Origin of the sequence: Rhodococcus sp. NPDC059179 (assembly GCF_042754885.1) — a bacterium.
Classification (GTDB): Bacteria; Actinomycetota; Actinomycetes; order Mycobacteriales; family Mycobacteriaceae; genus Rhodococcus_G.
The window spans coordinates 376,267-401,333 of sequence record NZ_JBHZBV010000004.1 but is presented as its reverse complement, the minus strand read 5'-3'; the positions used below and the strand labels follow the sequence as shown (position 1 = coordinate 401,333).

The window sequence follows — 25,067 nt, the reverse complement described above, 5'->3', positions numbered from 1 at the left end:
GGGGAACCGCTGGCCGAATCTCGGGTCCGGCGCAACCCTGCCCCCGGCCTCCGGAATGGGTAGTCTTCGCAGGGTGAAAGCCTTGCGTCGGTTCACCGTCCGTGCCCACCTTCCCGCCAGGCTGGCCGCCCTCGGGCCGCTGTCGACGAACCTGCGCTGGTCCTGGCACCCCGAGACCCAGGATCTGTTCGGCCGGATCGACGCCGAGTTGTGGACACGCGTCCGCCACGACCCGATCCGAATGCTCGGCGAGGTGTCGCCAGCCCGGCTGGACGAACTGGCCGTCGACGGTGGCTTCGTCGCCGAGCTCGACCGGCTCGAGCAGGATCTGGACTCGTACCTCGGGCAACCGCGCTGGTACCAGAACCAGCAGGCGAAGGGCGCCGACCTGGCAGGCGGGATCGCCTACTTCTCAATGGAGTTCGGCGTCAGCGAGGTGCTGCCGAACTATTCGGGCGGGCTCGGCATCCTGGCGGGCGACCACCTCAAGGCCGCGTCCGACCTCGGTGTGCCGCTGATCGGTGTCGGCCTGCTCTACCGGTCGGGCTATTTCCGTCAGTCGCTGACGGCGGACGGCTGGCAGGCCGAGCACTACCCCTCGCTGGACCCGCAGGGCCTGCCGCTGCGACTGCTCACCGAGCCCGAATCGGGGGCGCCGGTGCTGCTGCGGGTGGCGATGCCGGGCAACCGGGTGCTGCGGGCACGGGTGTGGATCGCCCAGGTGGGCCGGGTGCCGCTGCTGCTGCTGGACTCCGACATCGCCGAGAACGACTCGGAGCTGCGCGGGGTCACCGACCGGCTGTACGGCGGCGACCAGGACCACCGGATCAAGCAGGAGATCCTGGCGGGCATCGGCGGTGTGCGGGCGGTCCGCGCGTACACGCACGCGCTCGGGCTGGCCGATCCCGAGGTCTTCCACATGAATGAGGGCCACGCGGGTTTCCTCGGGGTGGAACGGATTCGGGAACTGATCACCGGGTCCGGTCTGGACTTCGATTCCGCGCTCGCCGCGGTGCGGGCTGCCACCGTGTTCACGACGCACACCCCGGTGCCCGCGGGCATCGACCGGTTCCCGGCCGACCTCGTCCGGCACTACTTCGGCGGGGCGGGCGGCGAGAATGAATCGGGCCTGCTGCCCGGGCTGTCGGTGGACCGGATCATCGACCTGGGCCGGGAGAACGACCCGTCGGTGTTCAACATGGCGCACATGGGCCTGCGACTGGGACAGCGGGCCAACGGCGTCTCAAAGCTGCACGGCATCGTCAGCCGGGAGATGTTCAACGGCCTGTGGCCGGGATTCGACGCCGCGGAGGTGCCGATCGGTTCGGTGACCAACGGCGTGCACGCGCCGACCTGGGCGGCAAGGGAATGGATGGATCTGGCCCGGCGCGCGGTCGGTCCCGAGCTGGTCGAGGAGGCGCGCGGCTGGGAGCGGCTGCAGGAGATCGCGCCAGGCGACCTGTGGTCGACCCGCAACACCCTGCGCGGGCAGCTGGTGCAGGAGGTGCGCAGGCGAGTGCGCGCATCGTGGCTCGAACGCGGTGCCACCGATGCCGAACTCGGTTGGGTCTCGGACGTTTTCGATCCGGAGGTGCTGACCGTCGGGTTCGCCCGCCGGGTCCCGACGTACAAGCGGCTCACCCTGATGCTGCGCGATCCGGACCGGCTGCGGGCGATGCTGCTCGACCCCGACCGGCCGGTACAGCTCGTGGTGGCGGGCAAGAGCCACCCCGCCGACGAGGGCGGCAAGGCGCTGATCCAGCAGGTGGTGCGCTTCGCGGACGAGCACGACGTCCGGCACCGGATCGTGTTCCTGCCGGACTACGACATGTCGATGGCGCGCTACCTGTACTGGGGCTGCGACGTGTGGCTGAACAATCCGCTGCGTCCGCTGGAGGCCTGTGGCACCTCGGGGATGAAGTCGGCGCTCAACGGCGGGCTGAACCTGTCCATCCGCGACGGCTGGTGGGACGAGATGTTCGACGGCGAGAACGGCTGGGCGATCCCCACCGCGGACGGCGTGACCGACGAGGTGCGCCGCGACGACCTCGAGGCCAGCGCCATGTACGAGCTGCTCGAGCGGTCGGTGCTGCCGAAGTTCTACGACCGTGACGCGGACGGCGTCCCGGCTCGGTGGGTGCAGATGGTCCGGCACACGCTGCAGCACCTGGGCCCGAAGGTGTTGGCGTCGAGGATGGTTCGCGACTACGCCGTGGACTACTACGCGCCCGCCGCCCGATCGGCCCGTGCCGTGATCGCGGACGGATTCGCCGCGGCGCGGCAGGTCGCGGAGTACCGCGGCCGGGTCGAGGGGGCCTGGCCCGACGTGCAGGTGGTGCAGGTCGACAGCTCCGGGCTGCCGGACACCCCGGTGATCGGCGCCGAGCTGTCGCTGCGCGCGTACCTGCGCCTCGGCGGGCTCGCCGTCTCCGAGGTGACCGTGCAGGCGGTGCTGGGCCGCGTCGGCGCGGACGAGGAGCTCTCGGACGTGGTCACCGTGCCGATGCGGCACGCGGGCGCGGACGAGTTGGGCGAGCTGTTCGTCGCCGACACCACAGTCCCGTTGTCGGGCGCGGTCGGATACACGGTCCGGGTGCTGCCGCACCACCCGCTGCTCGCGAGCGACGCCGAGCTGGCGCTGGTCGCGGAGCCCGCCGGGTAGTCGGCGCGGTCGAACGGGTGGTTACCGGGACAGCAGCCGAGAGGGCTGCCCGGTAACCACCCGTTCGACGCTGCTAGTCCGCGGTCAGCCGCGCGAGTGCCTGGCGCACGACCCCGGGGTCGGAGGTCTCCCAGAACGGCGGCAGCGACGCGCGCAGGTAGCCGCCGTAGCGCGCGGTCGCCAGCCGGGAGTCGAGCACCGCGATGACGCCGCGGTCGTCGACGCTGCGCAGCAGCCGGCCGACGCCCTGCGCCAGCAGCAGCGCCGCGTGGTTGCCTGCAACCGAGAGGAAGCCGTTGCCGCCGCGGGACTCGACCGCGCGCTGGCGCGCCACCAGCAGCGGGTCGTCGGGCCGGGGGAACGGGATCCGGTCCAGGATCACCAGGCTCAGCGACCGGCCCGGCACGTCCACGCCCTGCCACAGCGACAGGGTGCCGAACAGCGAGGTGGCCTCGTCCTCGGCGAACTTGCGGACCAGCTGGCCGGTGGCGTCGTCGCCCTGGCACAGCACCGGGGTGTCGAGGCGCTCGCGCATGACCTCGGCGGCCGCCTTGGCGGCCCGCATCGAGGAGAACAGGCCGAGGGTGCGGCCGCCTGCCGCGGTCACCAGCTCGGCGATCTCGTCGAGGTAGCTCGGGGCCAGGCCGTCGCGTCCGGGGGCGGGCAGGTGTTTCGCCACGTACAGGATCCCGGCCTTGGCGTGGTCGAACGGCGAGCCGACGTCGAGCGAGTTCCACCGGATGGTGGACTCGTCTGCGGGGGCCTCGGTGCCCGTCGCCATGGCCGGGTCGATGCGGGCGCCGGACTCGGCGGGCAGGCCCCAGTTCACCGCAAGCCCGTCGAACGATCCGCCGACCGTCAGGGTCGCCGAGGTGAGCACCACCGTCGACTCTGCGAACAGCCGGGAGCGCAGCAGCCCGCCGACCGACAGGGGCGCCATCCGGACGAGCTTGCCGCGCCGTTCCTCGTCCGCGAGCCAGACCACGTCGCGACGCTTGGCCGGGTCCGGTTCGTCGAACGCGGTGAGCACCCGGACCGCGCTGTCGTGGACCTCGTCGATGGCCGCCAGCGCGGCGTTGCGGGCGGCGGCGGCCTCGGGGTCGGTGGCGTTCATCCCCGGCCGCGGCGGGCCGATCGCGGTGCGCACCGACCACGCCGCGTCGCGGACGGCGGCCAGCGCGTGGCCTGCGCCGTCGGGCAGCTCCTCCCAGCGGCCGGCGCGCAGCTCGTCGAGCACCGCGTCCCAGCCCTCCGCGGAGGCCTCGAGCCGGTCCGCATCCTGCTCCTCGACGAGCTTGCCGCACCGGCGGGCGGCGGCGCTGATGGTCGAGGGCGCCAGCTCGGCGGTGGCCACCCCGGTGACCCGGTCGACCAGTTCGTGCGCCTCGTCGATGACCACCACGTCGTGCTCGGGCAGGACGGCGATGCCGGTGATCGCGTCGATCGCGAGCAGCGCGTGGTTGGTGACCACGACGTCGACCTTCGACGCCTCGGCCCGCGCCCGCTCGGCGAAGCAGTCCTCGCCCACCGGGCAGCCGGACTTCCCGAGGCACTCGCGGGAGGTGACGCTGACCTGCCGCCAGGACTGGTCGCTCACACCAGGCACCAGCTCGTCGCGGTCGCCGGTCTCGGTGTCGGAGGACCACTTGGTCAGCCGCTGCACCTCGCGGCCGAGCCGGGAGATCGCGAACGCGTCGAACAGCTCGGCGTTCTCCGGTTCTTCGGCGGCCCCGGTGTGGATCTTGTTCAGGCACAGGTAGTTGTTGCGGCCCTTGAGGATCGCGAACTCCGGACGCCTGCCGAGGGTGTCCTCGAGGGCGTCGGACAGTCGGGGCAGGTCGCGGTCGACGAGCTGACGCTGCAGCGCGATGGTTGCGGTGGAGATGACAACGGTCCGGCCGCTCTCCACCGCGTGCCGGACGCTGGGCACCAGGTACGCGAGCGACTTGCCGGTGCCGGTGCCCGCCTGCACGGCGAGGTGCTCGCCGGTGTCGATGGCGTGCGCGACCGCCGACGCCATGGTCAGCTGGTTGGTGCGTTCGGCGCCGCCCAACGCCTGCACCGCCACGGAGAGCAGTTCGGGCACGTTGGGGAGTTCAGGCACCGACCAAGGTTACGTCGCGCCACCGTCAGCCCGTCGCAGCGACCTGCCCGACCGTCGTGACGCCCGCCCCGCGGAGCCGCTCGAGCACCGACGGCACGGTGTCGGGGGACACCGCGGCCGTGTACCGCAGCAGCACCCTGGTCTCGAAGCCCTCACCCGCCGCGTCGAGCGCGGTCGCGCGGACGCAGTGGTCGGTGGCGATGCCGACCACATCGACGGCGCCGATCCGGCGTCCGCGCAGCCAGTCCGCCAGGGCCTGCCCGGACGCGGAGGAGCCCTCGAAGCCCGAATAGGCGGCCGAGTGGGCGCCCTTCGAGAAGACCTCCTCGACCGGTCCCAGGTCGAGGGCGGGGTGGAACCCGGCGCCCGGCGTCCCGGCCCGGCAGTGCGGTGGCCAGCTGTCCACGTAGTCGGGTTCGTCGGAGAAGTGCGCGCCGGGGTCCACGTGGAAGTCCCGGGTGGCGACGATCGCGTCGTACTCGCCCGCCGCCGCGGACCCGAGCAGGTCGGAGATGTCGGCCGCCACCGACGCGCCGCCCGCGACAGCCAGTGACCCGCCCTCGCAGAAGTCGTTCTGCACGTCGACGATGATCAGGGCCCGCCTCGGGGCGGCGGGGGAGTCGGCGGAGCTCATCGGGGTGCTCCCTAGTCCAGGAACCGGGTCGGGATCGCGGGGTCGCCCTGGGAGAGCTTGAGCCCCTCCCACGGCAGGCTGACCAGCCTCCGGGTGAGCAGGTCCCGGCCCTCGTCCAGCGTCGGCAGGCCCGTCATCACCTCGCCGCCGCGCACCATCGGGACCAGCAGGTCGTGCGGGATCAGCCCGCCGCTCTCGGGGACCGGTGCGCCGATCGGGAACGCGATCTCCTCGACCGCGGTCCCGGTGGGCCGGGCGAAGCGGACCGCGCGCTTGGTCCCGCCACGCGACTCCTTGTGGCTGCTGCGCTTGGCCACCGGGATGCCCTCCACCTCCACCAGCTTGTAGACCATGCCCGCGGTGGGCGCGCCCGAGCCGGTGACCAGCGCGGTGCCCACCCCATAAGTGTCCACCGGTTCGGCCCGCAGCGCCGCGATCGCGTACTCGTCCAGGTCGCCGGAGACCACGATCTTCGTCCTCGTCGCGCCCAGACCGTCGAGCTGCGCGCGCACCTGGCGGGCCCACTCGCCGAGGTCGCCGGAGTCGATCCGCACGCCGCCGAGTTCGGGCCCCGCGACGGCGATGGCGGTCTTGACGCCCTCGGTGATGTCGTAGGTGTCCACCAGCAGGGTGGTGCCGAGCCCGAGCGCCGCGATCTGACCGCGGAAGGCCGCCGCCTCGTCCGGCCCGGCCGCGGTGTTGTGCAGCAGGGTGTACGCGTGGGCTGCGGTGCCCGCGCCCGGCACGCCGTAGCGCCGGACCGCCTCCAGGTTCGAGGTGGCCGTGAACCCGGCCAGGTAGGCGGCCCGCGAGCAGGCCACGGCCGATTCCTCGTGGGCGCGCCGCGAGCCCATCTCGATCATCGTCCGGCCAGCGGAAGCGCTGACCATGCGGGCGGCCGCGGAGGCAATCGCGCTGTCGTGGTTGAGGATCGAGAGCGTCAACGTTTCGAGGAGCACGCATTCGGCGAAGGTGCCGCGCACCGAGAGGATCGGCGAGCCCGGGAAGTACAGCTCGCCCTCCCGGTAGCCGTCGATGTCGCCGGAGAATCGGTAGTTCCGCAGCCAGTCCACCGTCTGCTCGTTCAGGAACTTCGACACCACGGCCAGTTCGGGCTCGCCGAACCGGAACTTGGGCAGCGCGTCGAGCAGTCGTCCGACGCCTGCCACGACGCCGTATCGGCGCCCGGCGGGCAGCCTGCGGGCGAAGACCTCGAAGCTGCAGCGGCGGTGGGCCGAACCGTCGCCGAGAGCGGCCGAGAGCATCGTCAGCTCGTATTGGTCGGTGAGCAGTGCGGTGCTCGTCTGCGGCTGGGACCAGTCCGACGCGTTGTTCGTCACGCGCCCACCATACGAGTCGCGGGACGGGGATGCGGCCTGCGACGTCCTGCACCGGGAGGTTTTTTCTTTCCTGGGCACGTCGTACCCTGGAGGCATGGCCCAGTGCCCGACAACTATCCCGATGGCGCGGATGCCCGCAGCGTCGCCGCAGGTCACGCCCGCCGAGTCCGAGGTCGAGGAGACCCTGGAAGCGGAGGACCGTCCCTGGGTGACGGTCGTCTGGGACGACCCCGTGAACCTCATGCACTACGTGACCTTCATCTTCCAGAAGCTGTTCGGCTACAGCAAGCAGAGGGCCACCGACCTGATGATGCAGGTCCACAAGGAGGGCAAGGCCGTCGTGTCGTCCGGAACCCGCGACAAGATGGAGCACGATGTGAACCGTCTCCATATGGCCGGGCTGTGGGCGACGATGCAGCGCGACAGCTAGCGGCTAGCCCCGCCCACCCGATCCCGAAAGGACCCGCAGGTACGCGACGTGCGCACATGGAGTCGAAAGAATTCGCTGGGCGGCGTGAAGATTCGCTCCGAGATGGACGCACGAGAGGCCTCGGTTCTCCGATCGCTGGTCTCGTCCGTCCTCTCGCTGCTCGAGGACCGCGCCGCCGCGGCGCCGCAGGACGATCTCGCCGAACTCACCGGCCTGCGGACCGGGAACAGTGACGCACCAACGGATGCCGCGCTTGCCCGCCTGTTGCCCGACTTCTATCGGTCCGATGTGGACCGGGACGTCGCCGGAACGGGCCAGAATTCTGCGCAGGGCGCGAATATCAATGCGGCACTGCGCAGTCTGCACGAACCGGAGATCATCGACGCCAAGCTGGCGGCCGGTTCGGTGATCCTGCAGACGGTTCCGGCCGAGGGCGGCAGGGTCTCGCTCACCCCCGAGCAGGCCGACGCGTGGCTGGCAGGGCTGAACGACGTGCGCCTCGCCCTTGGGACCACGATCGGCATCGACGCCGACACCCCCGACGAGCTCGAGCCCGACGACCCGCGGGCACCGCACCTGGACGTCTACCACTGGCTCACCTGGATGCAGGACTCCCTGGTGCAGGTGCTCGTTCCGTGACGGGGGCCGGGGGGCGCGCGCGGGGGCCGCGGAACTCGCTCGCCGATGTGCAGGGCCTGCTCGTCGGGCACCACCGCGAACTCGACCACGACGCGACGCTCGGCTCCGGCCGGGCCACCGGCTGCACCGTGGTGCTGGCTCCCGGCGGTGCCATCGCGTCCGTGGACGTGCGCGGCGGCGGACCCGGCACCCGCGAGACCGACCTGCTCGACCCCAGCCACACGGTCCAGCAGGTCGACGCGGTGCTGCTGACCGGGGGCAGCGCCTACGGGCTCGCCGCGGCGGACGGGGTGATGCGCTGGCTCGAGGAGCACGGCCGCGGCATCCCGATGGACGCCGACGGTCATGTGGTGCCGATCGTGCCGGGGGCGGTGATCTTCGATCTGCCGGTGGGGGACTGGTCGGTGCGGCCGACCGCCGATCACGGCTTCCTCGCGGCGGTGGCGGCGGCCGCCGACTTCGCCGTCGGCTCGGTGGGTGCAGGGGTCGGCGCCCGAGCCGGGGTCATCAAGGGCGGCGTCGGCACCGCCAGCGTCGTGCTGGGTGCCGGACCCGCCGAGGGGGTGACCGTCGCGGCGCTGGTCGTCGCCAATCCGGTTGGCTCCGTGTTCGATCCGGGCACCGGTCTGCCGTGGGGCGTCGGGGCGGCCGAGGCCGGCGGCTGGGGGATGCGGATCCCGGACGCCGCCCAGTTGGCCGCTGCGGTCGCGCTGGGACAGAAGGGCACCGTGCTGAACACCACCATCGGGGTGGTGGCGACCGATGCGGCGCTGAGCAAGGCCGGGTGCAGGCGGGTCGCGGTCGCGGGCCACGACGGCCTGGCCCGCGCGATCCGGCCCGCGCACTCGCCACTGGACGGAGACACCCTGTTCGCCCTCGCGACCGGCACCACGGCGACGGCGCCCGCGGCGGTACCGTCCGCCTTTCCTTCCGACCTGCCGGTGCTCGACGCTGTCTGCGCGGCCGCGGCCGACGTCGTGCAGGCCGCGATCGTCGGCGCCGTCCTCGCGGCGACCCCGGTCGCGGGAATACCGAGCTACCGGGAGCTGTTTCCGTCAGCATTCGACGTCTAAGCTGGGCGAACACATCGGGAGGCGCAGGTGTTGGTGATCAGATCCGACCTCGTCGAGGCGATGGTCGCGCATGCCCGCGCCGACCACCCCGATGAGGCCTGCGGGATCATCGCCGGGCCCGAGGGTTCCGACCTGCCGCTGCGCCACGTCCCGATGATCAACGCCGAGCGCTCGCCGACCTTCTACCGCTTCGACTCCGGCGAGCAGTTGCGGCTCTGGCGCGAGATGGAGGCGGCCGACGAGGCGCCGGTGGTGATCTACCACTCGCACACCGCGACCGAGGCCTACCCGAGCCGCACCGACATCTCCTTCGCCTCCGAACCGGGCGCGCACTACGTGCTGATCTCGACCCGCGATCCGAAGTCGCACGAGTTGCGCAGCTACCGGATCATCGACGGCGAGGTCACCGAGGAACCGGTGGACGTGGTGCGGGACTACACGTTCGCGCAGAACCCACACTAGGAGCCCCGATGGCCATCATCGTTTCCATCCCCACCATCCTCCGCAACCACACTGACGGCGAGAAGCGGGTGCAGGCAACGGGTTCCACCCTCGCCGCGGTGATCGACGATCTGGAGGCGAACCACGCTGGCTTCAAGGACCGGCTGATCAACGACGGCAAGCTGCACCGCTTCGTGAACGTCTACGTCAACGACGAGGACGTGCGGTTCTCCGGCGGACTCGACACCGCGGTGGCCGACGGGGACTCGGTCACCATCCTGCCCGCCGTCGCCGGAGGCTGATCCGCGGTGGCCCGGTACGACTCGCTGATCGAGACCCTGGGCGACACACCGCTGGTCGGGCTGCCTCGGCTCTCCCCGCGATGGACCGGCGAAGCGCCGGTGCGGCTGTGGGCCAAGCTGGAGGATCGCAATCCCACCGGCTCGGTGAAGGACCGGCCCGCGCTGCGGATGATCGAGCAGGCCGAGCGGGACGGACGGCTCACGCCAGGCGCCACCATCCTTGAGCCGACCAGCGGCAACACCGGGATCTCGCTGGCGATGGCCGCCAAGCTCAAGGGCTACCGGCTGGTGTGCGTGATGCCGGAGAACACCTCGATCGAGCGCAGGCAGTTGCTGACCATGTTCGGAGCGGAGATCATCGACTCGCCCGCCCGCGGCGGCTCCAACGAGGCGGTGGCACAGGCGAAGCGGATCGCCGCGGAGAACCCCGACTGGGTGATGCTCTACCAGTACGGCAACCCGGCGAACCCGGCCGCGCACTACGAGGGCACCGGCCCGGAGTTGCTGCGGGACCTGCCCGAGATCACGCATTTCGTGGCCGGGCTCGGCACCACCGGAACGCTGATGGGGACCGGGCGCTTTCTGCGCGAACACGTTCCGGGCATCGAGATCGTCGCCGCCGAGCCGCGGTACGGCGAGCTGGTCTACGGCCTGCGCAACATCGACGAGGGCTTCATCCCGGAGCTGTACGACGAGTCCGTGCTGACCTCGAGGTTTTCGGTCGGCCCGTTCGACGCGGTGCGCCGGACCAGGGAACTGATCGAGCGGGAGGGCATCTTCGCGGGCGTCTCGACCGGGGCCGTCCTGCACGCGGCCCTCGGCGTCGGGGCCAAGGTGCTCAAGGCGGGCGGCCGCGCCGACATCGCCTTCATCGTTGCCGACGGGGGCTGGAAGTACCTGTCCACCGGTGCATACGCCGGTACCCTCGAGGAGGCCGAGGCGGCCCTGGAGGGCCAGCTGTGGGCGTGACGGAAAGAGGTTCGGCGTGAGCACCCCGAGTGACCCGTTCAAGTACACCGACCCCGGCCTGGCGGGGGCGTCGAACCGGCCCGCGACCAAGCAGGCGGGCGAGCGTCCGGTGTGGCAGCAGGCGGCGGCGGTCATCGGCGGCTTCGTGGTCGCGCTGTACGTCCTCGAGTTCATCGACATGCTCGTCACGGCTCGCCTCGACAACGGCGGCATCCAGCCGCGGACCGTCGACGGGCTGTGGGGGATCGTCTTCGCGCCCGTGCTGCACGGCGGGTGGGCGCACCTGGTCGCGAACACGATCCCGCTGCTGGTCCTCGGTTTCCTGGTGCTGCTGTCCGGTATCGGCCGCGGTCTCGCGGCGACCGGCATCATCTGGGTGATCGGCGGCGTCGGGGTCTGGCTGTTCGGCTCGGTCAGCACCCATCTCGGCGCCTCCGTCCTGGTGTTCGGCTGGCTCACCTACCTGATCACCCGCGGCATCTTCACCCGGCATTTCGGGCAGTTGGCGATCGGTCTGGTGGTACTGGTCATCTACGGCGGGGCGCTGTGGGGCGTGCTCCCCGGCCGGACCGGGATCTCCTGGGAGGGGCATCTGTTCGGTGCGATCGGCGGCGTCGTCGCGGCCTGGGTCCTGGCATCCGACGTCCGCAAGGCGCGCGAGGCGAAGGCATTGAAGACCTAGCGAACGCGCAGGTGTGACGCCCGGCGCAGCCGGCCGCACCCCCGCGTTTGGTCTCGATTCCACCCGAAGCTTTTTCCGGATCAGGTGGGCGTGGCAGCATGGGAAACATGCGCATCACCGTCCTGGGTTGTTCCGGCAGCGTCGGGGGCCCCGACTCGCCCGCGTCGGGCTACCTGTTGACCGCGCCGGACACCCCGCCCGCGGTCCTGGATTTCGGCCCCGGCGTGCTCGGAGCGCTGCAGCGCTACGCCGACCCCGGCCAGGTGTCGGTCTTCCTGACCCACCTGCACGCCGATCACTGCCTCGACCTGCCGGGCCTGCTGGTGTGGCGTCGGTACCACCCCAATCCGCCCGAGGGCAGGGCCGTCGTCTGCGGCCCGGCGGACACCGCCTGTCGGATCGGGGCGGCCTCGTCGGAGTGCGGAGGCGAGCTCGACGACATCTCCGACACCATCGACCTGCGTGCCTTCACCGACGGCGGGTCCATGAGCCACGGCGCCCTGACGGTCACCTCGCGCCGGGTGTTCCATCCGCCGGAGGCGTACGGGCTGCGGATCAGCGACCCAGCGGGCCGGACCCTCGTCTACACCGGCGACACCGGGATGTGCGACGACGTGGTGGAGTTGTCCCGCGGCGCGAACGTGCTGCTGGCCGAGGCGTCGTGGACGCACCACCCCGATCGGCCGAAGGGCATCCACCTCTCCGGCACCGAGGCGGGGCAGGTCGCCGCCAGGGCCGGGGTCGACGAGCTGCTGCTCACCCACATTCCGCCGTGGACCTCGCGCGAGGACGTCATCGCCGAGGCCAAGGCCGAGTTCTCCGGACCCGTCCATGCCGTCTCGCCCGGGGACGTCTTCGACATCTGACCCCAGGCACTAGGCTTGCGCCCGTGAGCAGACGACTGGACGGCAGGGCGGACGACGAACTCCGCGAGGTACGGATCACCCGGGGCTTCACGAGCCATCCGGCCGGATCGGTTCTCGTCGAATTCGGCGGCACCCGCGTGATGTGCACCGCGAGCGTCGAGGAGGGTGTGCCGCGCTGGCGCAAGGGTTCCGGGCTCGGCTGGCTGACCGCCGAGTACGCGATGCTGCCCGCCGCGACCCACACCCGTAGCGGCCGCGAGTCCGTCAAGGGCAAGGTCGGCGGACGCACCCAGGAGATCAGCAGGCTGGTCGGCCGCTCCCTGCGCGCCTGCATCGACCTCGCCGCGATCGGCGAGAACACCATCGCCATCGACTGCGACGTGCTGCAGGCCGACGGCGGCACCCGCACCGCCGCGATCACCGGCGCCTATGTCGCCCTGGCGGACGCGGTCACCTACCTGCGCGCGGCTGGCCGGCTCGCCGACCCGCAGCCGCTGTCGTGCGCGATCGCCGCGGTCAGCGTCGGCGTCGTCGACGGCCGCGTGCGCCTGGACCTGCCCTACGAGGAGGATTCGCGCGCCGAGGTGGACATGAACGTCGTCGCGACCGACACCGGCACGCTGGTCGAGGTCCAGGGCACCGGCGAGGGCGCGACCTTCCCGCGCACGACGCTGGACAAGCTGCTCGACTCCGCGCTGGCCGGCTGCGAGCAGCTGTTCGAGGTGCAGAAGCAGGCACTCGCGCTGCCGTACCCGGGCGTGCTGCCGGAGCCGAAGGAGCCCGAGGCGGCGAAGAAGAAGTTCGGTGCCTGACGCCGTCCGACTTCTCGTCGCGAGCCGAAATGCGAAGAAGCTCAAGGAGCTTCGGCGGGTGCTCGAGGCTGCGGGGGTGAGCGGAATTGACCTTGTCGGCCTCGACGAGGTGCCGCCCTTCCCGGAGGCGCCGGAGACCGCGCCGAGCTTCGAGGGCAACGCGCTGGCCAAGGCCCGCGACGGGGCGGCGGCGACAGGGCTGCCGTGCGTCGCGGACGATTCCGGACTCGAGGTGGACGCGCTGAACGCGATGCCGGGGGTGCTCTCGGCGCGGTGGTCAGGCGGACACGGCGACGACGCGGCGAACACCGCGCTGGTACTCGCGCAGCTGTCGGACGTGCCGGACGAGCGCAGGGGAGCGGCCTTCGTGTCCGCGTGCGCCCTGGTGGTGCCCGGCGGCGAGGAGTCGGTGGTGCGCGGCACCTGGCCCGGCGCGATCGCGCGGGAGCCCCGCGGCGACGGCGGCTTCGGCTACGACCCGGTGTTCGTGCCGGAGGGGGAGTCGCGCTCGGCGGCGCAGCTGACCCCCGAGGAGAAGGACGCGGCCTCGCACCGCGGCCGGGCGCTGGCGCAGCTGGTGCCCGCGATCGCGGCGCTGGCCGCTCGCGACTGACCTACCCCGATACACAATCTCCCCAATGTCACAGTGGTTCGGCTGACGCGAACCACTGTGACATTGGGGAGATGGGGGAGGGTGGGTCAGACGCCGAAGTCGCGCTTGACCTGCTGGGTGCGCCAGTGCTCGACGAAGAACGACAGGAACGGGACGGTGCCTGCGAGCAGCGTGCCGATGGTCCGTCCGACGGGCCAGCGCACCTTCACCGCGAGGTCCATCGTCAGGATCAGGTAGACGAAGTAGACCCAGCCGTGCACGATCGCGATCCAGCTCGGCAGGTTGTCGACCTTGAAGACGTACTTCGCGACCATCTCCGCGGTGAGCACGAGCAGCCAGATGCCTGTGGCGTAGGCCAGCACGCGGTAGCGCAGGAGCGCCGAGGCGATCTTCTTGGTGTCGCGGACCGGTGTCGCGGTGACGGTGTCGTCGGGGGCCGTGCTCACGTGCTGCTCCTATCGGCCTCGCCGGCTCGGAGCTGCGCGAGGTAGTTGTTGTACGCCTGGTGGGCTTCGTCGTCCGGGTTGGCCGCGTCCAGTCTCCGGTCGTCCGGCCGGGTGCGCGTGGGCAGGACGTCGGCGGGGATCTCGCGGACCTCTGTGACGGACTGGGCGGCCTCGGCCGGGTCTCCGTCCTCGAGCTGCACGAATCGTCGATACGCGTACACCACGAAGGCGGCGAACAGCGGCCACTGGAAGGCGTAGCCCAGGTTCTGCCCGGTGCCGCCGACCGCCGCGAAGCGGCTCCACTGCCACCAGCCGAGCGCGAGGCATCCGGCCGCAACGATGACGACGAACAGAATCAGCGCTGGTCTGCGACGGGAAGGTGAACTGGCCACACAACGACGGTACCTGAGCATCGGATCGCTCTATGACGCCGTGTAGGAGGTAACGGTCACATCTGTGGTGCGCGAGGGGGGACTTGAACCCCCACGTCCGTTGGACACCACATCCTAAGTGTGGCGCGTCTGCCATTCCGCCACTCGCGCGTGCCGGAACAGACTACGCCACCGCGCGGTCGTCAGGTGTGTTGGAGGTCGGTCGCGTGCCACGATTTCGACCAGCCCAGCTCGCGGTCTGGGTGTGGCAGTTCGGGCACAGGAATCTGAGGTTCTTCGGCGCACTCCACGGCGACGTCGAGGTTCCGCTGAGTTCGATCCGCTCGGTCGAGGTGTGCCCGGACGGGCCCTCGGCGCCGCGCGGAATGCGCGCGCCCGGGCTGGGGGTGCCCGGTGGGCGCAAGCTCGGCACCTGGCGGTCGCGGGGTCGCCGGGAATTCGTGGACGTGCGCCGGGGGCAGCAGGCGTTGCGGATCGAGCTCTCGGGGCAGTCGTTCGCCGCGCTGGTGGTCGGCGTGGACGATCCGGGGGCCATGGCGCGTCGCCTCGACCCGCGGCCCGCGTGAGCCGGAACTGTGAGCGCTTTTCACCCCGATCGGGGTACAAAGCGCGCACGGGCGGCGCAGCCGCTTATAACGAGTTGATAACGATCAACATGAGGGGTTCCTCAGGTTTCGGGTCGGACCGTTTTCGATCCAGCCAGCACATTCTCCCCTTACTCGCGAGTCACTTCGCGAGCCGAATTGTGAGCCAGGTCACGCCTACTACCTGGTAGAACGCTCGTCCTGGACGCAAACGTGAGGAAGTCCTCATAATTCTGTGCGAGCCTGATCGCGTCCCCGAAGATCCATCCGCGGCCTGCCGATGTGCCGTGTGTGGCCAGAGATCTCGGTGGGCACCGACCAGGAGAGGACAGTCAATCGTGACGATCGACGAGAGCACGCCGGTGGGCAAGGGAAACGGCACCGGAGGGGCGCGGACATCTGCGCGCGCCGGGTCCCCGAAGTCCCCGCTGCGCGATCGGCTCCTTGCCGGTGAGCCGTACGCCCTCGCCTTCGGCGGGCAGGGAGCCGCGTGGCTCGCCCCCCTCGAGGAGCTGATCCGCGACAACGGCCTCGAGCCCGACATGACCGGTCTGGTCAACGAGGCGGCCGCCATCCTCGCGCCGGTCGCACAGGACCTGCTCGTGGTCCGGCCCGCGGGCTTCGATCCCATCGGTTGGATCCTCGAACAGGACGTCGTCGACGAGGACGCCACCCCGGCGGGCCCGTCCGCCGCGGCGCTCACCTCCGCCTCTGTGTCGCTGCCGGGTGTCTTCCTCGCGCAGCTCGCCGCCCTGCGGTCGCTGCGTCTGCAGGGCCTCGACCCTGCCCAGACCGCGCCGGTCGCCGTGATCGGCCACTCGCAGGGAATGCTCGGCGCGCAGGCCGTCGCCGACGGCGGTGCCACCGACGGCTCCCTCCTGGCCATCGCGCAGCTGATCGGCGCGGCAGCGGTCCTGGTCGGCCGCCGCCGCGGCGTCATCGGCGGCGCCGAGCGCGCCCCGATGCTCGCCATCTCCGACGTCGACCCGGCCCGCATCCAGGCCATCGTGGACGAGGTCTCCGCTGGCGTCGAGGCCGAGCGCGCCGCCGTGATGGCCATCCGCAACGGCCGTCGCCGCGTCGTGGTCTCCGGTTCGCCTGCCCAGCTGGCCCGCGTGCAGCAGCGCGCCGAGCAGGTCGCAGCGGACGAGGAGCGAGAGCGCGAGGCCAAGAAGCGCGGCGGTGCCGTGTTCGCCCCGGTGTTCGAGCCGCTCGCCGTCGAGATCGGCTTCCACCACCCCGCACTCAAGGACGCCGTCGACACCGTCGGTGCCTGGGCCATCCGCTGCGGCCTCGACGCGGACCTCGCGAGTCGGCTCGCGAGCCTGTGCCTGGTCGACCCCGTCGACTGGGTCGCCTCCGTGGACAGCGCCGTCGATGCGGGCGCGGCCTGGATTCTCGACCTCGGCCCCGGCGACCTGCTCACCCGGATGACCGCCGGCTCCCTGCGCGGGCGCGGCGTCGGCATCGTGGCCGCCTCCACCCGCGGCGGCCAGCGCAACCTCGTCACCCCCGGCGCGGCGCCGGAGGTGCAGAAGCCGTGGACCCAGTTCCGTCCCACCCTGGTGACGCTGCCCGACGGCAAGGTCGGCGTGGAGACCTCGTTCACCAGGCTGACGGGTCGGTCCCCGATCCTGCTCGCCGGGATGACGCCGACCACGGTGGACGCGAAGATCGTCGCCGCCGCGGCCAACGCCGGCCACTGGGCCGAGCTGGCGGGCGGCGGGCAGGTGACCGAGCAGATCTTCACCGACCGGGTCGCCGAGCTGCAGACGCTGCTCGAGCCGGGTCGCGCCGTGCAGTTCAACTCGCTGTTCCTCGACCCGTACCTGTGGAAGCTCCAGCTCGGCGGCAAGCGGCTGGTGCAGCGGGCCCGCGCCGCGGGCGCCCCGATCGACGGCGTCATCGTCACGGCGGGCATCCCCGAGCTGGACGAGGCCGTCGCGCTGATCGAGGAGCTGTCCGAGGTCGGCATCGGCCACGTCGCGTTCAAGCCGGGCACGGTCGCGCAGATCCGCTCGGTCATCCGGATCGCCAACGAGGTCCCCGAATTCCCGGTGATCGTGCACATCGAGGGCGGCAAGGCCGGCGGTCACCACTCCTGGGAGGACCTCGACGACCTGCTGGTCTCCACCTACGCCGAGCTGCGCGCCCGGCCGAACCTGGTGATCTGCGTCGGCGGCGGCATCGGCACCCCGGAGCGGGCCGCCGACTACCTGACCGGACGCTGGTCCACCGCGGCCGGATACCCGGCGATGCCGGTGGACGGCATCCTCGTCGGCACCGCCGCCATGGCGACGCTCGAGGCCACCACCGCCCCCGACGTCAAGCAGCTGCTCGTCGACACCCCCGGCACCCCCGACTGGGTCGGTGCGGGCACCGCGACCGGCGGCATGGCCTCGGGCCGCAGCCAGCTCGGCGCCGACATCCACGAGATCGACAACGCCGCCTCGCGCACCGGCCGCCTGCTCGACGAGGTCGCCGGTGACGCCGACGCCGTCGCGCAGCGCCGCGACGAGATCATCGCCGCGCTCGACGTCACCGCCAAGCCCTACTTCGGCGACGTCGCCACCATGACCTACGAGCGCTGGCTGCGCCGCTACCTGGAGCTGGCCGTCGGCATCGACTCGGCCAAGACCTTCGACTGTGGCACCGACTGGGCCGAGGCCTACGCCGACGCGACCGAGTCCGTGTGGCTCGACGGCACCTGGCGGGACCGCTTCGCCGAGATGCTCCGCCGCGCCGAGGCCCGGCTGCACCGCAACGACCGCGGCCCGATCCGGACCCTGTTCAACGACGAGCTGACGCTCGAGCGCCCGGAAGCCGCGCTGTGCGCGCTGAAGGCCGCCTACCCGGACGCGGGCAGCACCGTGCTGCACCCGGCCGACGTCCCGTTCTTCACCTCGCTGTGCAAGACCGCGGGCAAGCCGGTCAACTTCGTGCCGGTCATCGACAAGGACGTCCGCCGCTGGTGGCGGTCGGATTCCCTGTGGCAGGCGCATGATTCGCGCTACTCCGCCGACCAGGTGTGCATCATCCCCGGCACCGTCGCGGTCGCGGGCATCACCGAGGTCGACGAGCCGGTCGGCGATCTGCTCGACCGCTTCGAGCGCGCCACCACCGAGGAACTGCTCGCCGAGGGCGTCGCGCCCACCGCCGTCGCGAGCCGCAGGCATGCCGCCGCCCGCGGGCTGCTCGGCGTCGTGCTCTCCGCGCCCGACGTGCTGTGGGCGTCGCGACTGACGCGCAACCCGGTGCACCGGCTCGGCGACCTCGCCGACTGGACCGTCGCCGACGACGCCGTCGCCACCCACACCCGGACCGGGGCCACCCTGCACGCGGTGGATGCCGAGCACGCCGACCTGACCGTCCCGCTCGTCGCCGACCGCGCCGTGCGGATCCGGATCACCGTGCCCGCCTCCACCCGCGACGGCGGCGCCCCCGTTGTCACCGCGGCCGACGCCGAGGCCGCCATGTCGGCGCTGCTCGGGGTCGCCGCAGGCCAGGACCTGCCCGCCGTGAAGAACGGGGTGGCGCGGGTCAACCTCGCCTGGGTTCCGGACCGGATCGCCGACCATGCAGGCGTCACCGGCGCCGGGCTGCCCGAGTCCCTGTCCATCGGCACCAGCGCGGTGCCGGACGTCGTGGTCGGCGCCTGCTGGCCCGCCGTGTTCGCGGTGCTCGGCGCCGCCACCACCGGCGAGGGCGCCCACGTCATCGAGGGGATGCTCGACCTGGTCCACCTCGACCACGCGGTCGACCTGGTCGATGCGATCCCGACCGAGACCAGCGTGCTCACCGTGAAGGCCGAGTCCGTCGCGGTCGTCGACACCGACATGGGTCGCGTCGTCGAGGTGCACGTCGAGGTGGGGGCCATGCGCGAGCACGGCACCGCCTCGCCGACCTTCGCAAAGCTGGTGGAGCGCTTCGCGATCCGCGGCCGCACCGGCAAGGCCGAGCTCGCCGACCCGGCCCGCGCAGGCGGCTCGCTGACCGACGCCGCCACCGAAACCCCGCGCCGTCGTCGCCGTCAGGCCACCATCGTGGCGCCGCGGCACATGGGCGCGTTCGCCGGCGTCTCCGGCGACCACAACCCGATCCACACCAGCGACGCCGCCGCGCTGCTCGCCGGGCTCGGCAGCCCGATCGTGCACGGCATGTGGCTGTCCGCCGCCGCCCAGCAGGTCGTGACGGCGGTGGACCCGACGGCCACCGTCCCGGCGCGCCGGCTCACCGCCTGGACTGCGCGCTTCCTCGGCATGGTCCGGCCCGGCGCCGAGATCGACGTCCGCGTGGACCGCACCGCCTTCGACGGCGGCGCCGAGGTCATCGAGGTCGGCTGCCGCGTCGACGGCGACCTGGTGATGGTCGCCTCCGGCCGCACCGACGCGCCGAAGACCGTCTACGCCTTCCCGGGCCAGGGCATCCAGCGTCCGGGCATGGGCCTCGACGCCCGCGCCCGCTCCAAGGCCGCCCGCGAGATCTGGGACCGTGCCGACAAGCACACCCGCGAGGCCCTCGGCTTCTCGATCCTCGCCGTGGTCCGCGACAACCCGACCGTCCTCAAGGCGCGCGGGGTCACCCACAAGCACCCCGACGGCGTGCTGCACCTGACCCAGTTCACCCAGGTCGCCATGGCCACCCTCGGCGTCGCCCAGGTCGCCGAGCTGCGCGAGTCCGGCGCCTTCGTCGAGGGCGCGCTGCTGGCCGGTCACTCGGTCGGCGAGTACAACGCGCTCGCCGCGGTCGCCGGTGTGCTGCCGCTCGAGGCCGTCCTCGAGGTGGTGTTCCAGCGTGGCTCCGCGATGCACGCCCTGGTGCCCCGCGACGCGGCAGGCCGCTCGAACTACCGCCTGGCCGCGATCCGGCCGTCGCAGATCGGCGTGGCCGACGAGGACCTCGAAGAGTTCGTGGCGGGCGTCGCCTCGGAGACAGGGGAATTCCTGGAGATCGTGAACCTGAACCTGCGCGGCTCGCAGTACGCGATCGCGGGCACCGTGGCCGGACTCGACGCCCTCGAGGCGGAGATCGACGTCCGCCGTGAGGCTTTCGGCGGCAAGCGGGCCTACATCCAGATCCCCGGCATCGACGTGCCGTTCCACTCCACGGTGCTCCGCGGTGGCGTCGACGACTTCCGCGAACGGCTGCTCGCGCTGCTGCCGCAGGAGATCGATCCCGCGATCCTGATCGGTCGGTACATCCCGAACCTGGTGCCGAAGCCGTTCTCCCTCGAGCGTGAGTTCGTGCAGGAGATCGCCGACCTGGTGCCCTCGGAGCAGCTGGCCGTCGTGCTCGCCGACTTCGACACGCACGCCGCGGACCCGTCCGCGCTGACCCGCGTCGTGCTCGCCGAACTGCTGGCCTGGCAGTTCGCCAGCCCGGTCCGCTGGATCGAGACGCAGGACCTGCTCTTCGGCGACGAGTCCGACGGCGGCCTCGGGGTGGAGCGCTTCGTCGAGATCGGTCTCGGCGCGGTGCCGACCGTGGCGAACCTGGCCTCGCAGACGCTCAAGCTGCCCGGCCGCTTCGGTGGCCCGGTCGAGGTGCTCAACATCGAGCGCGAGGCAGGCGTCGTGTTCTCCACCGACACCGACCCGGCGCCGGTGGAGGACGACGAGGCGAGCGAAGCGACGGGGAATGTAGCTGCGCCCGAGGCTCCGGTCGCCGAAGCTGCCGCTCCCGCGGCCGCCGCGCCGGCCGCTGCCCCGGTCGCCACCAGCGCGGGCCCGCGCCCCGACGACATCGCGTTCTCGGCGTCCGACGCCACCGCCGTGCTCATCGGGCTGTGGACCAAGCTGCGCCCGGACCAGATCGGTCCCGTCGACACCATCGAGGCGCTCTGCGACGGCGTGTCCTCGCGCCGCAACCAGCTGCTCGTCGACCTCGGCGCGGAGCTTTCCCTCGGCGCCATCGACGGCGCGGCGGACGCCGACATGGGTTCGCTCGCGGTCACCGTCAACAAGCTGGCCCGCACCTACAAGCCGTTCGGCCCGGTGCTGACCGACTCCGTGAACGACCACCTGCGCAAGGTGTTCGGGCCCTCGGGTAAGCGTCCGGCCGCCATCGCGGAGCGGGTCGCCAAGGTCTGGGAGCTCGGCGCAGGCTGGGCGAGCCACGTCACCGCCGAGGTGGCGCTCGGCACCCGCGACGGGTCGAGCGTCCGCGGCGGGTCGCTCGGCGGCCTGCACGAGGGCGCGCTGTCCGACGGCGCAGCGGTGGACGCGGTGATCGACGCCGCGGTCCAGTCCGTCGCCTCCCGTCGGGGCGTCGCCGTGTCGATGCCCGCAGTGGGCGGCGGGGCAGGCGGCACCGTGGACGCCGCCGCGCTCGGCGAGTTCACCGAGCACATCACCGGACGCAACGGCGTGCTCGCCTCCGCGGCCCGGCTCGTGCTCGAGCAGCTCGGCCTGCAGGACGAGCCCGCTGTGGCGGTCGCGGCCGACACCGAACTGGCCGACCTGGTGTCTGCCGAGCTGGGCTCGGACTGGCCGCGTCTGGTCGCGCCGGCGTTCGACGCCCGCAAGGCCGTCCTGATCGACGACCGGTGGGCAACGGCCCGCGAGGACCTGGCCCGGCTGTGGGTCGGTGACCACGCGACAGTGGTCTCCGTGACCGAGGCGGACTTCTCCGGCGCGGGTAATGCTGTGGCGGCGCACGCCAACTGGTGGCGTCAGCGCGCCGAGACCGAGGGCCGCGAGGAACTCGTCGCGGCCTACGCCGACATCGCCGCGGCGGCCGCCGTCGCCGACGACGAGCCCGGTGTGTGGGCGGACCAGGTCGCCGTGGTCACCGGCGCCAGCAAGGGCTCCATCGCGGCCTCGGTCGCTGGCTCGCTGCTGCGCGGTGGCGCGACGGTCTTCGTGACCACCTCGCGGCTGGACTCGGAGCGGCTCGGCTTCTACCGGAAGCTGTACCGCGCCAACGCCCGTGTCGGTGCGGCACTGTGGGTGGTGCCCGCGAACATGGCCTCCTACGCGGACGTCGACTCCCTCATCGAGTGGATCGGCGACGAGCAGACCGAGACCGCAGGCGGGGCCAAGAAGCTGGTCAAGGAGGGCGTGACGCCGACCATGCTGTTCCCGTTCGCCGCGCCCCGAGTCGGCGGCGAGCTCTCCGACGCGGGCGCCCGCGCGGAGATGGAGATGCGGGTCCTGCTCTGGTCGGTCGAGCGGCTGATCGGCGGGCTGTCGAAGATCGGTTACGACCGCGACGTCGACACCCACCTGCACGTGGTGCTCCCGGGCTCCCCGAACCGTGGCCTCTTCGGCGGCGACGGTGCCTACGGCGAGTCGAAGGCCGCGCTCGACGCGGTGGTCACCCGCTGGAACGCGGAGCGCACCTGGGCCGAGCGGGTCACGCTGGTCCACGCGCTGATCGGCTGGGTGCGCGGCACCGGCCTGATGGGCGGCAACGACCCGATGGTCGAGGCCGTCGAGGCCAAGGGCGTGCGTACCTGGTCCACCGACGAGATGGCTGAGCAGTTGCTGGCCGCCTGCACCCCGGAGACCGTGTCCGCGGCCGCCGTCGCGCCGGTCCAGCTGGACCTGACCGGTGGCCTCGCGGGTGTGAAGCTGGACCTGGTGGCGCTGGCAAAGGATGCCGCCGAGGCCGAGAAGGCCGCAGCGGCGGACGAATCCGAGGAGGACGCGACCGACACCGTCGCCGCGCTGCCCGCACCGCCGCGGCTCGTGGACGCGCTGCCCGCACCGGTGTGGCCGGAGCTGGACGTCAACCCGTCCGACCTGGTGGTCATCGTCGGCGCAGGCGAGCTCGGACCGTACGGCTCGTCCCGAACCCGCTTCGAGATGGAGGTCGACGAGAAGCTCTCGGCGGCAGGCGTTCTCGAGCTCGCCTGGAACACCGGTCTGGTCACCTGGGAGAGCGACCCGGTCGCCGGCTGGTACGACACCGAGACCGGTGAACTGGTGCCGGAGGCGGAGATCGCGGACCGCTACCACGACGTCGTCGTCGAGCGGTGCGGCATCCGCACCTACGGCGACGAGGGCGCCATGGTGGACAACACGGCCCCGCTGCTCACCTCCGTGTTCCTCGACAACGACCTGACCTTCGTGGTCGGCAGCGAGGCGGAGGCCAGGGCCTTCGTCGACTCCGACCCCGAGCACACCGTCGCGGCGGCCGTCCCGGACAGCGGCGACTGGCAGGTCACCCGCCGGGCAGGCACCGAGATCCGGGTGCCGCGCAAGGTGAAGCTCAGCCGCACGGTCGGCGGCCAGATCCCCACCGGCTTCGACGTCACCAAGTGGGGCATCCCCGCGGACATGGCCGGGTCGGTGGACCGGGTCGGCCTGTGGAACCTGGTCACCACTGTGGACGCGTTCCTCACCGGCGGCTTCACCCCCTCGGAACTGCTGCGCTGGGTGCACCCCTCCACGGTGGCGAACACCCAGGGCACCGGCATGGGCGGCATGACCTCGATGCGCTCGCTCTACATCGACACCCTGCTAGGGGAGTCGCGGGCCAACGACATCCTGCAGGAGGCTCTGCCGAACGTCATTGCGGCACATGTGGTCCAGTCGTATGTCGGCGGCTACGGCGCGATGGTGCACCCGGTCGCGGCCTGCGCCACGGCGGCGGTCTCCGTCGAGGAGGGCGTCGACAAGATCCGGCTCGGCAAGGCGCAGCTGGTGGTCGCGGGCGGGTTCGATGATCTCGGCATCGAGGGCATCGTCGGCTTCGGTGACATGTCGGCGACCGCGAAGTCGGAGGACATGCTGGCCAAGGGGATCGACGAGCGTCGCTTCTCCCGTGCCAACGATCGCCGACGCGGCGGGTTCGTCGAGTCGGCAGGCGGCGGCACCATCCTGCTGGCCCGGGGCGACCTGGCGCTGGAGATGGGCCTGCCGGTGCTCGGTGTGGTGGCGTGGGCGGGTTCGTTCGCCGACGGCGTGCACACTTCGATCCCGGCCCCCGGTATCGGTGCCCTCGGTGCCGGTCGCGGTGGGCAGGACTCGCAGCTGGCGCTCTCGCTCAACGCGCTCGGCGTCACCGCGGACGACATCTCGGTGGTGTCAAAGCACGACACCTCGACGGCCGCAAACGATCCCAACGAGGCCGAGCTGCACGAGCGGCTCGCGTCGGCACTGGGTCGCAGCGAGGGCGCACCGCTGTTCGTCGTCTCGCAGAAGTCGCTGACCGGCCACGCCAAGGGCGGCGCCGCGGCGTTCCAGCTGATCGGGCTGTGCCAGGTGCTCGCTCAGGGCGTCATCCCGCCGAACCGCAGCCTGGATTGCGTGGACGAGAAGATGACCGAGTTCTCGCACCTGGTCTGGCCGCGCGAGCCGCTCCGCTTCGGCGAGCAGCTTCCGCTCCGGGCGGGCCTGCTGACCAGCCTCGGCTTCGGTCACGTGTCCGGCCTGATCGCGGTGGTGCACCCGCAGGCGTTCGTCGAGTCGATCCCGGCCGACCAGCGCGCGGACTACCTGGCCAAGGCGCAGGAGCGGACGATCGCCGGGCAGCGTCGACTCGCGTCGGCGATGTGCGGGGGCGCGGACCTGTACGAGCGGCCCGCGGACCGTCGCTTCGGCGGGGACGCGGTGCCTGCCAAGGCGGCTCGCCAGCTCGAGGCGGACATGCTGCTGCACGAGCAGGCGCGGCTCGGTGCCGACGACGTCTACCGCTCCGGAAAGCCGGGGTGCAACTGATGGCGATCCTGGGAATCGGCTACGACCTGGTCACCGTCTCCGAGTTCGCGGAGCAGATGAAGCGTCCGGGCACGGCCATGCTGTCCAGCTTCCGGCCGGGCGAGCGCCGCTACGCGGAGTCCAAGAGCACCGACCCGGCGCGCCACTACGCGGTGCGCTGGGCGGCGAAGGAGGCGGTGATCAAGGCCTGGGCATCGTCCCGGTTCGCCCGTCCGCCGTCAGTGGGTGACAACGCCTACGTGCAGATCGAGGTGATCAACGACGCCTGGGGCCGGCCGAGCATCAAGCTGCACGACGAGGCCGCGGAGTTCCTGCCGGGCGCCATCATTCACCTGTCGCTGACCCACGACGGCGACATGGCGGGCGCCATGGTCGTCATCGAGGAACCCGACCTGGTGGTTCCGGTCGCCGACTAG

19 protein-coding genes and 1 tRNA gene are annotated in these 25,067 nt (G+C 71.8%); 14 read left to right on the top strand and 6 right to left on the bottom strand.

The features are described from left to right. Positions 1 to 73 precede the first annotated feature (73 nt). Entirely contained in the window at positions 74 to 2,662 is a 2,589-nt protein-coding gene (gene glgP, locus ACFXMV_RS12420) for an alpha-glucan family phosphorylase (RefSeq protein ID WP_378498251.1), read from the top strand. Positions 2,663 to 2,735: 73 nt separating this feature from the next. On the opposite strand, the gene ACFXMV_RS12415 is transcribed toward glgP, so the two are convergent. Genes ACFXMV_RS12415 through ACFXMV_RS12405 form a run of 3 tightly spaced genes read right to left on the bottom strand, consistent with a single transcriptional unit; the run spans position 2,736 to position 6,836 of the window. After that, positions 2,736 to 4,766, bottom strand: a complete 2,031-nt coding sequence (locus ACFXMV_RS12415; protein ID WP_378498250.1) for an ATP-dependent DNA helicase — start codon at positions 4,764 to 4,766, stop codon at positions 2,736 to 2,738. A 25-nt stretch (positions 4,767 to 4,791) separates the two neighbouring features. Further along, positions 4,792 to 5,400 carry an isochorismatase family protein gene (locus ACFXMV_RS12410; RefSeq protein ID WP_378498249.1) on the bottom strand — a complete coding sequence of 203 codons (609 nt, stop codon included), beginning with the start codon at positions 5,398 to 5,400 and terminating at the stop codon, positions 4,792 to 4,794. 11 nt (positions 5,401 to 5,411) lie between these two features. Continuing rightward, positions 5,412 to 6,836: a nicotinate phosphoribosyltransferase gene (locus tag ACFXMV_RS12405; RefSeq protein WP_378498248.1), complete on the bottom strand. Its 1,425-nt coding sequence runs from the start codon at positions 6,834 to 6,836 to the stop codon at positions 5,412 to 5,414. Between ACFXMV_RS12405 and clpS the strand changes: the two genes are divergently transcribed. The 10 genes from clpS (at position 6,835) to rdgB (ending at position 13,567) form a co-directional block, all read left to right on the top strand. Next, complete coding sequence (gene clpS, locus ACFXMV_RS12400; RefSeq protein ID WP_378498247.1) at positions 6,835 to 7,170, top strand: ATP-dependent Clp protease adapter ClpS; 336 nt, start codon at positions 6,835 to 6,837, stop codon at positions 7,168 to 7,170. The two genes, ACFXMV_RS12405 and clpS, sit on opposite strands and share 2 nt — an antisense overlap. Before the next feature lie 48 nt (positions 7,171 to 7,218). Continuing rightward, complete coding sequence (locus tag ACFXMV_RS12395; RefSeq protein WP_378498246.1) at positions 7,219 to 7,809, top strand: DUF2017 domain-containing protein; 591 nt, start codon at positions 7,219 to 7,221, stop codon at positions 7,807 to 7,809. Then, positions 7,806 to 8,882 carry a P1 family peptidase gene (locus tag ACFXMV_RS12390; protein ID WP_378498245.1) on the top strand — a complete coding sequence of 359 codons (1,077 nt, stop codon included), beginning with the start codon at positions 7,806 to 7,808 and terminating at the stop codon, positions 8,880 to 8,882. The genes ACFXMV_RS12395 and ACFXMV_RS12390 overlap by 4 nt, the downstream gene beginning before the upstream one ends. 27 nt (positions 8,883 to 8,909) lie before the next feature. After that, on the top strand, positions 8,910 to 9,344 hold the full coding sequence (locus ACFXMV_RS12385; protein ID WP_378498244.1) for a Mov34/MPN/PAD-1 family protein: 435 nt from the start codon (positions 8,910 to 8,912) through the stop codon (positions 9,342 to 9,344). Between the two features lie 8 nt (positions 9,345 to 9,352). After that, positions 9,353 to 9,625 (top strand): MoaD/ThiS family protein, encoded by a 273-nt coding sequence (locus tag ACFXMV_RS12380; protein WP_378498243.1) that lies wholly within the window; start codon positions 9,353 to 9,355, stop codon positions 9,623 to 9,625. Positions 9,626 to 9,631: 6 nt separating this feature from the next. Beyond that, positions 9,632 to 10,594: a PLP-dependent cysteine synthase family protein gene (locus ACFXMV_RS12375; protein ID WP_378498242.1), complete on the top strand. Its 963-nt coding sequence runs from the start codon at positions 9,632 to 9,634 to the stop codon at positions 10,592 to 10,594. A gap of 58 nt (positions 10,595 to 10,652) precedes the next feature. Beyond that, complete coding sequence (locus ACFXMV_RS12370) at positions 10,653 to 11,276, top strand: rhomboid family intramembrane serine protease (RefSeq protein ID WP_378503659.1); 624 nt, start codon at positions 10,653 to 10,655, stop codon at positions 11,274 to 11,276. Positions 11,277 to 11,383: 107 nt separating this feature from the next. Next, a complete protein-coding gene (locus tag ACFXMV_RS12365) occupies positions 11,384 to 12,142 on the top strand; it encodes a cyclic nucleotide-degrading phosphodiesterase (protein WP_378498241.1) in 759 nt (252 codons plus the stop codon). Positions 12,143 to 12,165: 23 nt separating this feature from the next. Next, the gene (rph, locus tag ACFXMV_RS12360; RefSeq protein WP_378498240.1) at positions 12,166 to 12,954 is read left to right on the top strand and encodes a ribonuclease PH; all 789 of its coding nucleotides are present in this window, start codon (positions 12,166 to 12,168) and stop codon (positions 12,952 to 12,954) included. After that, entirely contained in the window at positions 12,947 to 13,567 is a 621-nt protein-coding gene (rdgB, locus tag ACFXMV_RS12355) for an RdgB/HAM1 family non-canonical purine NTP pyrophosphatase (RefSeq protein ID WP_378498239.1), read from the top strand. The genes rph and rdgB overlap by 8 nt, the downstream gene beginning before the upstream one ends. An 86-nt stretch (positions 13,568 to 13,653) precedes the next feature. On the opposite strand, the gene ACFXMV_RS12350 is transcribed toward rdgB, so the two are convergent. From ACFXMV_RS12350 to ACFXMV_RS12340, 3 genes are all read right to left on the bottom strand, one after another. Beyond that, positions 13,654 to 14,013: a DUF3817 domain-containing protein gene (locus ACFXMV_RS12350; protein WP_378500649.1), complete on the bottom strand. Its 360-nt coding sequence runs from the start codon at positions 14,011 to 14,013 to the stop codon at positions 13,654 to 13,656. Further along, entirely contained in the window at positions 14,010 to 14,426 is a 417-nt protein-coding gene (locus tag ACFXMV_RS12345; protein ID WP_378500650.1) for a transcriptional regulator, read from the bottom strand. Before ACFXMV_RS12345 ends, ACFXMV_RS12350 begins: the two co-directional genes overlap by 4 nt. A gap of 44 nt (positions 14,427 to 14,470) precedes the next feature. Beyond that, positions 14,471 to 14,555: transfer RNA gene (locus tag ACFXMV_RS12340), tRNA-Leu, on the bottom strand. A 56-nt stretch (positions 14,556 to 14,611) separates the two neighbouring features. On the opposite strand from ACFXMV_RS12340, the gene ACFXMV_RS12335 reads away from it, so the two are divergent. From ACFXMV_RS12335 to ACFXMV_RS12325, 3 genes are all read left to right on the top strand, one after another. After that, positions 14,612 to 14,971 carry a hypothetical protein gene (locus ACFXMV_RS12335; protein ID WP_378500651.1) on the top strand — a complete coding sequence of 120 codons (360 nt, stop codon included), beginning with the start codon at positions 14,612 to 14,614 and terminating at the stop codon, positions 14,969 to 14,971. Between the two features lie 356 nt (positions 14,972 to 15,327). Continuing rightward, on the top strand, positions 15,328 to 24,651 hold the full coding sequence (locus ACFXMV_RS12330) for a fatty acid synthase subunit beta domain-containing protein (RefSeq protein WP_378503658.1): 9,324 nt from the start codon (positions 15,328 to 15,330) through the stop codon (positions 24,649 to 24,651). Next, positions 24,651 to 25,067 (top strand): holo-ACP synthase, encoded by a 417-nt coding sequence (locus tag ACFXMV_RS12325; RefSeq protein WP_378501056.1) that lies wholly within the window; start codon positions 24,651 to 24,653, stop codon positions 25,065 to 25,067. The genes ACFXMV_RS12330 and ACFXMV_RS12325 overlap by 1 nt, the downstream gene beginning before the upstream one ends.

Bases quoted from the DNA above. Each gene is read 5' to 3' on its own strand.
- ACFXMV_RS12380 (WP_378498243.1), top strand. From the start codon at position 9,353: ATGGCCATCATCGTTTCCATCCCCACCATCCTCCGCAACCACACTGAC.
- ACFXMV_RS12365 (WP_378498241.1), top strand. From the start codon at position 11,384: ATGCGCATCACCGTCCTGGGTTGTTCCGGCAGCGTCGGGGGCCCCGAC.
- ACFXMV_RS12345 (WP_378500650.1), bottom strand. From the start codon at position 14,426: ATGCTCAGGTACCGTCGTTGTGTGGCCAGTTCACCTTCCCGTCGCAGA.
- ACFXMV_RS12325 (WP_378501056.1), top strand. From the start codon at position 24,651: ATGGCGATCCTGGGAATCGGCTACGACCTGGTCACCGTCTCCGAGTTC.
- ACFXMV_RS12410 (WP_378498249.1), bottom strand. From the start codon at position 5,400: ATGAGCTCCGCCGACTCCCCCGCCGCCCCGAGGCGGGCCCTGATCATC.
- ACFXMV_RS12405 (WP_378498248.1), bottom strand. From the start codon at position 6,836: ATGCCTCCAGGGTACGACGTGCCCAGGAAAGAAAAAACCTCCCGGTGC.
- clpS (WP_378498247.1), top strand. From the start codon at position 6,835: ATGGCCCAGTGCCCGACAACTATCCCGATGGCGCGGATGCCCGCAGCG.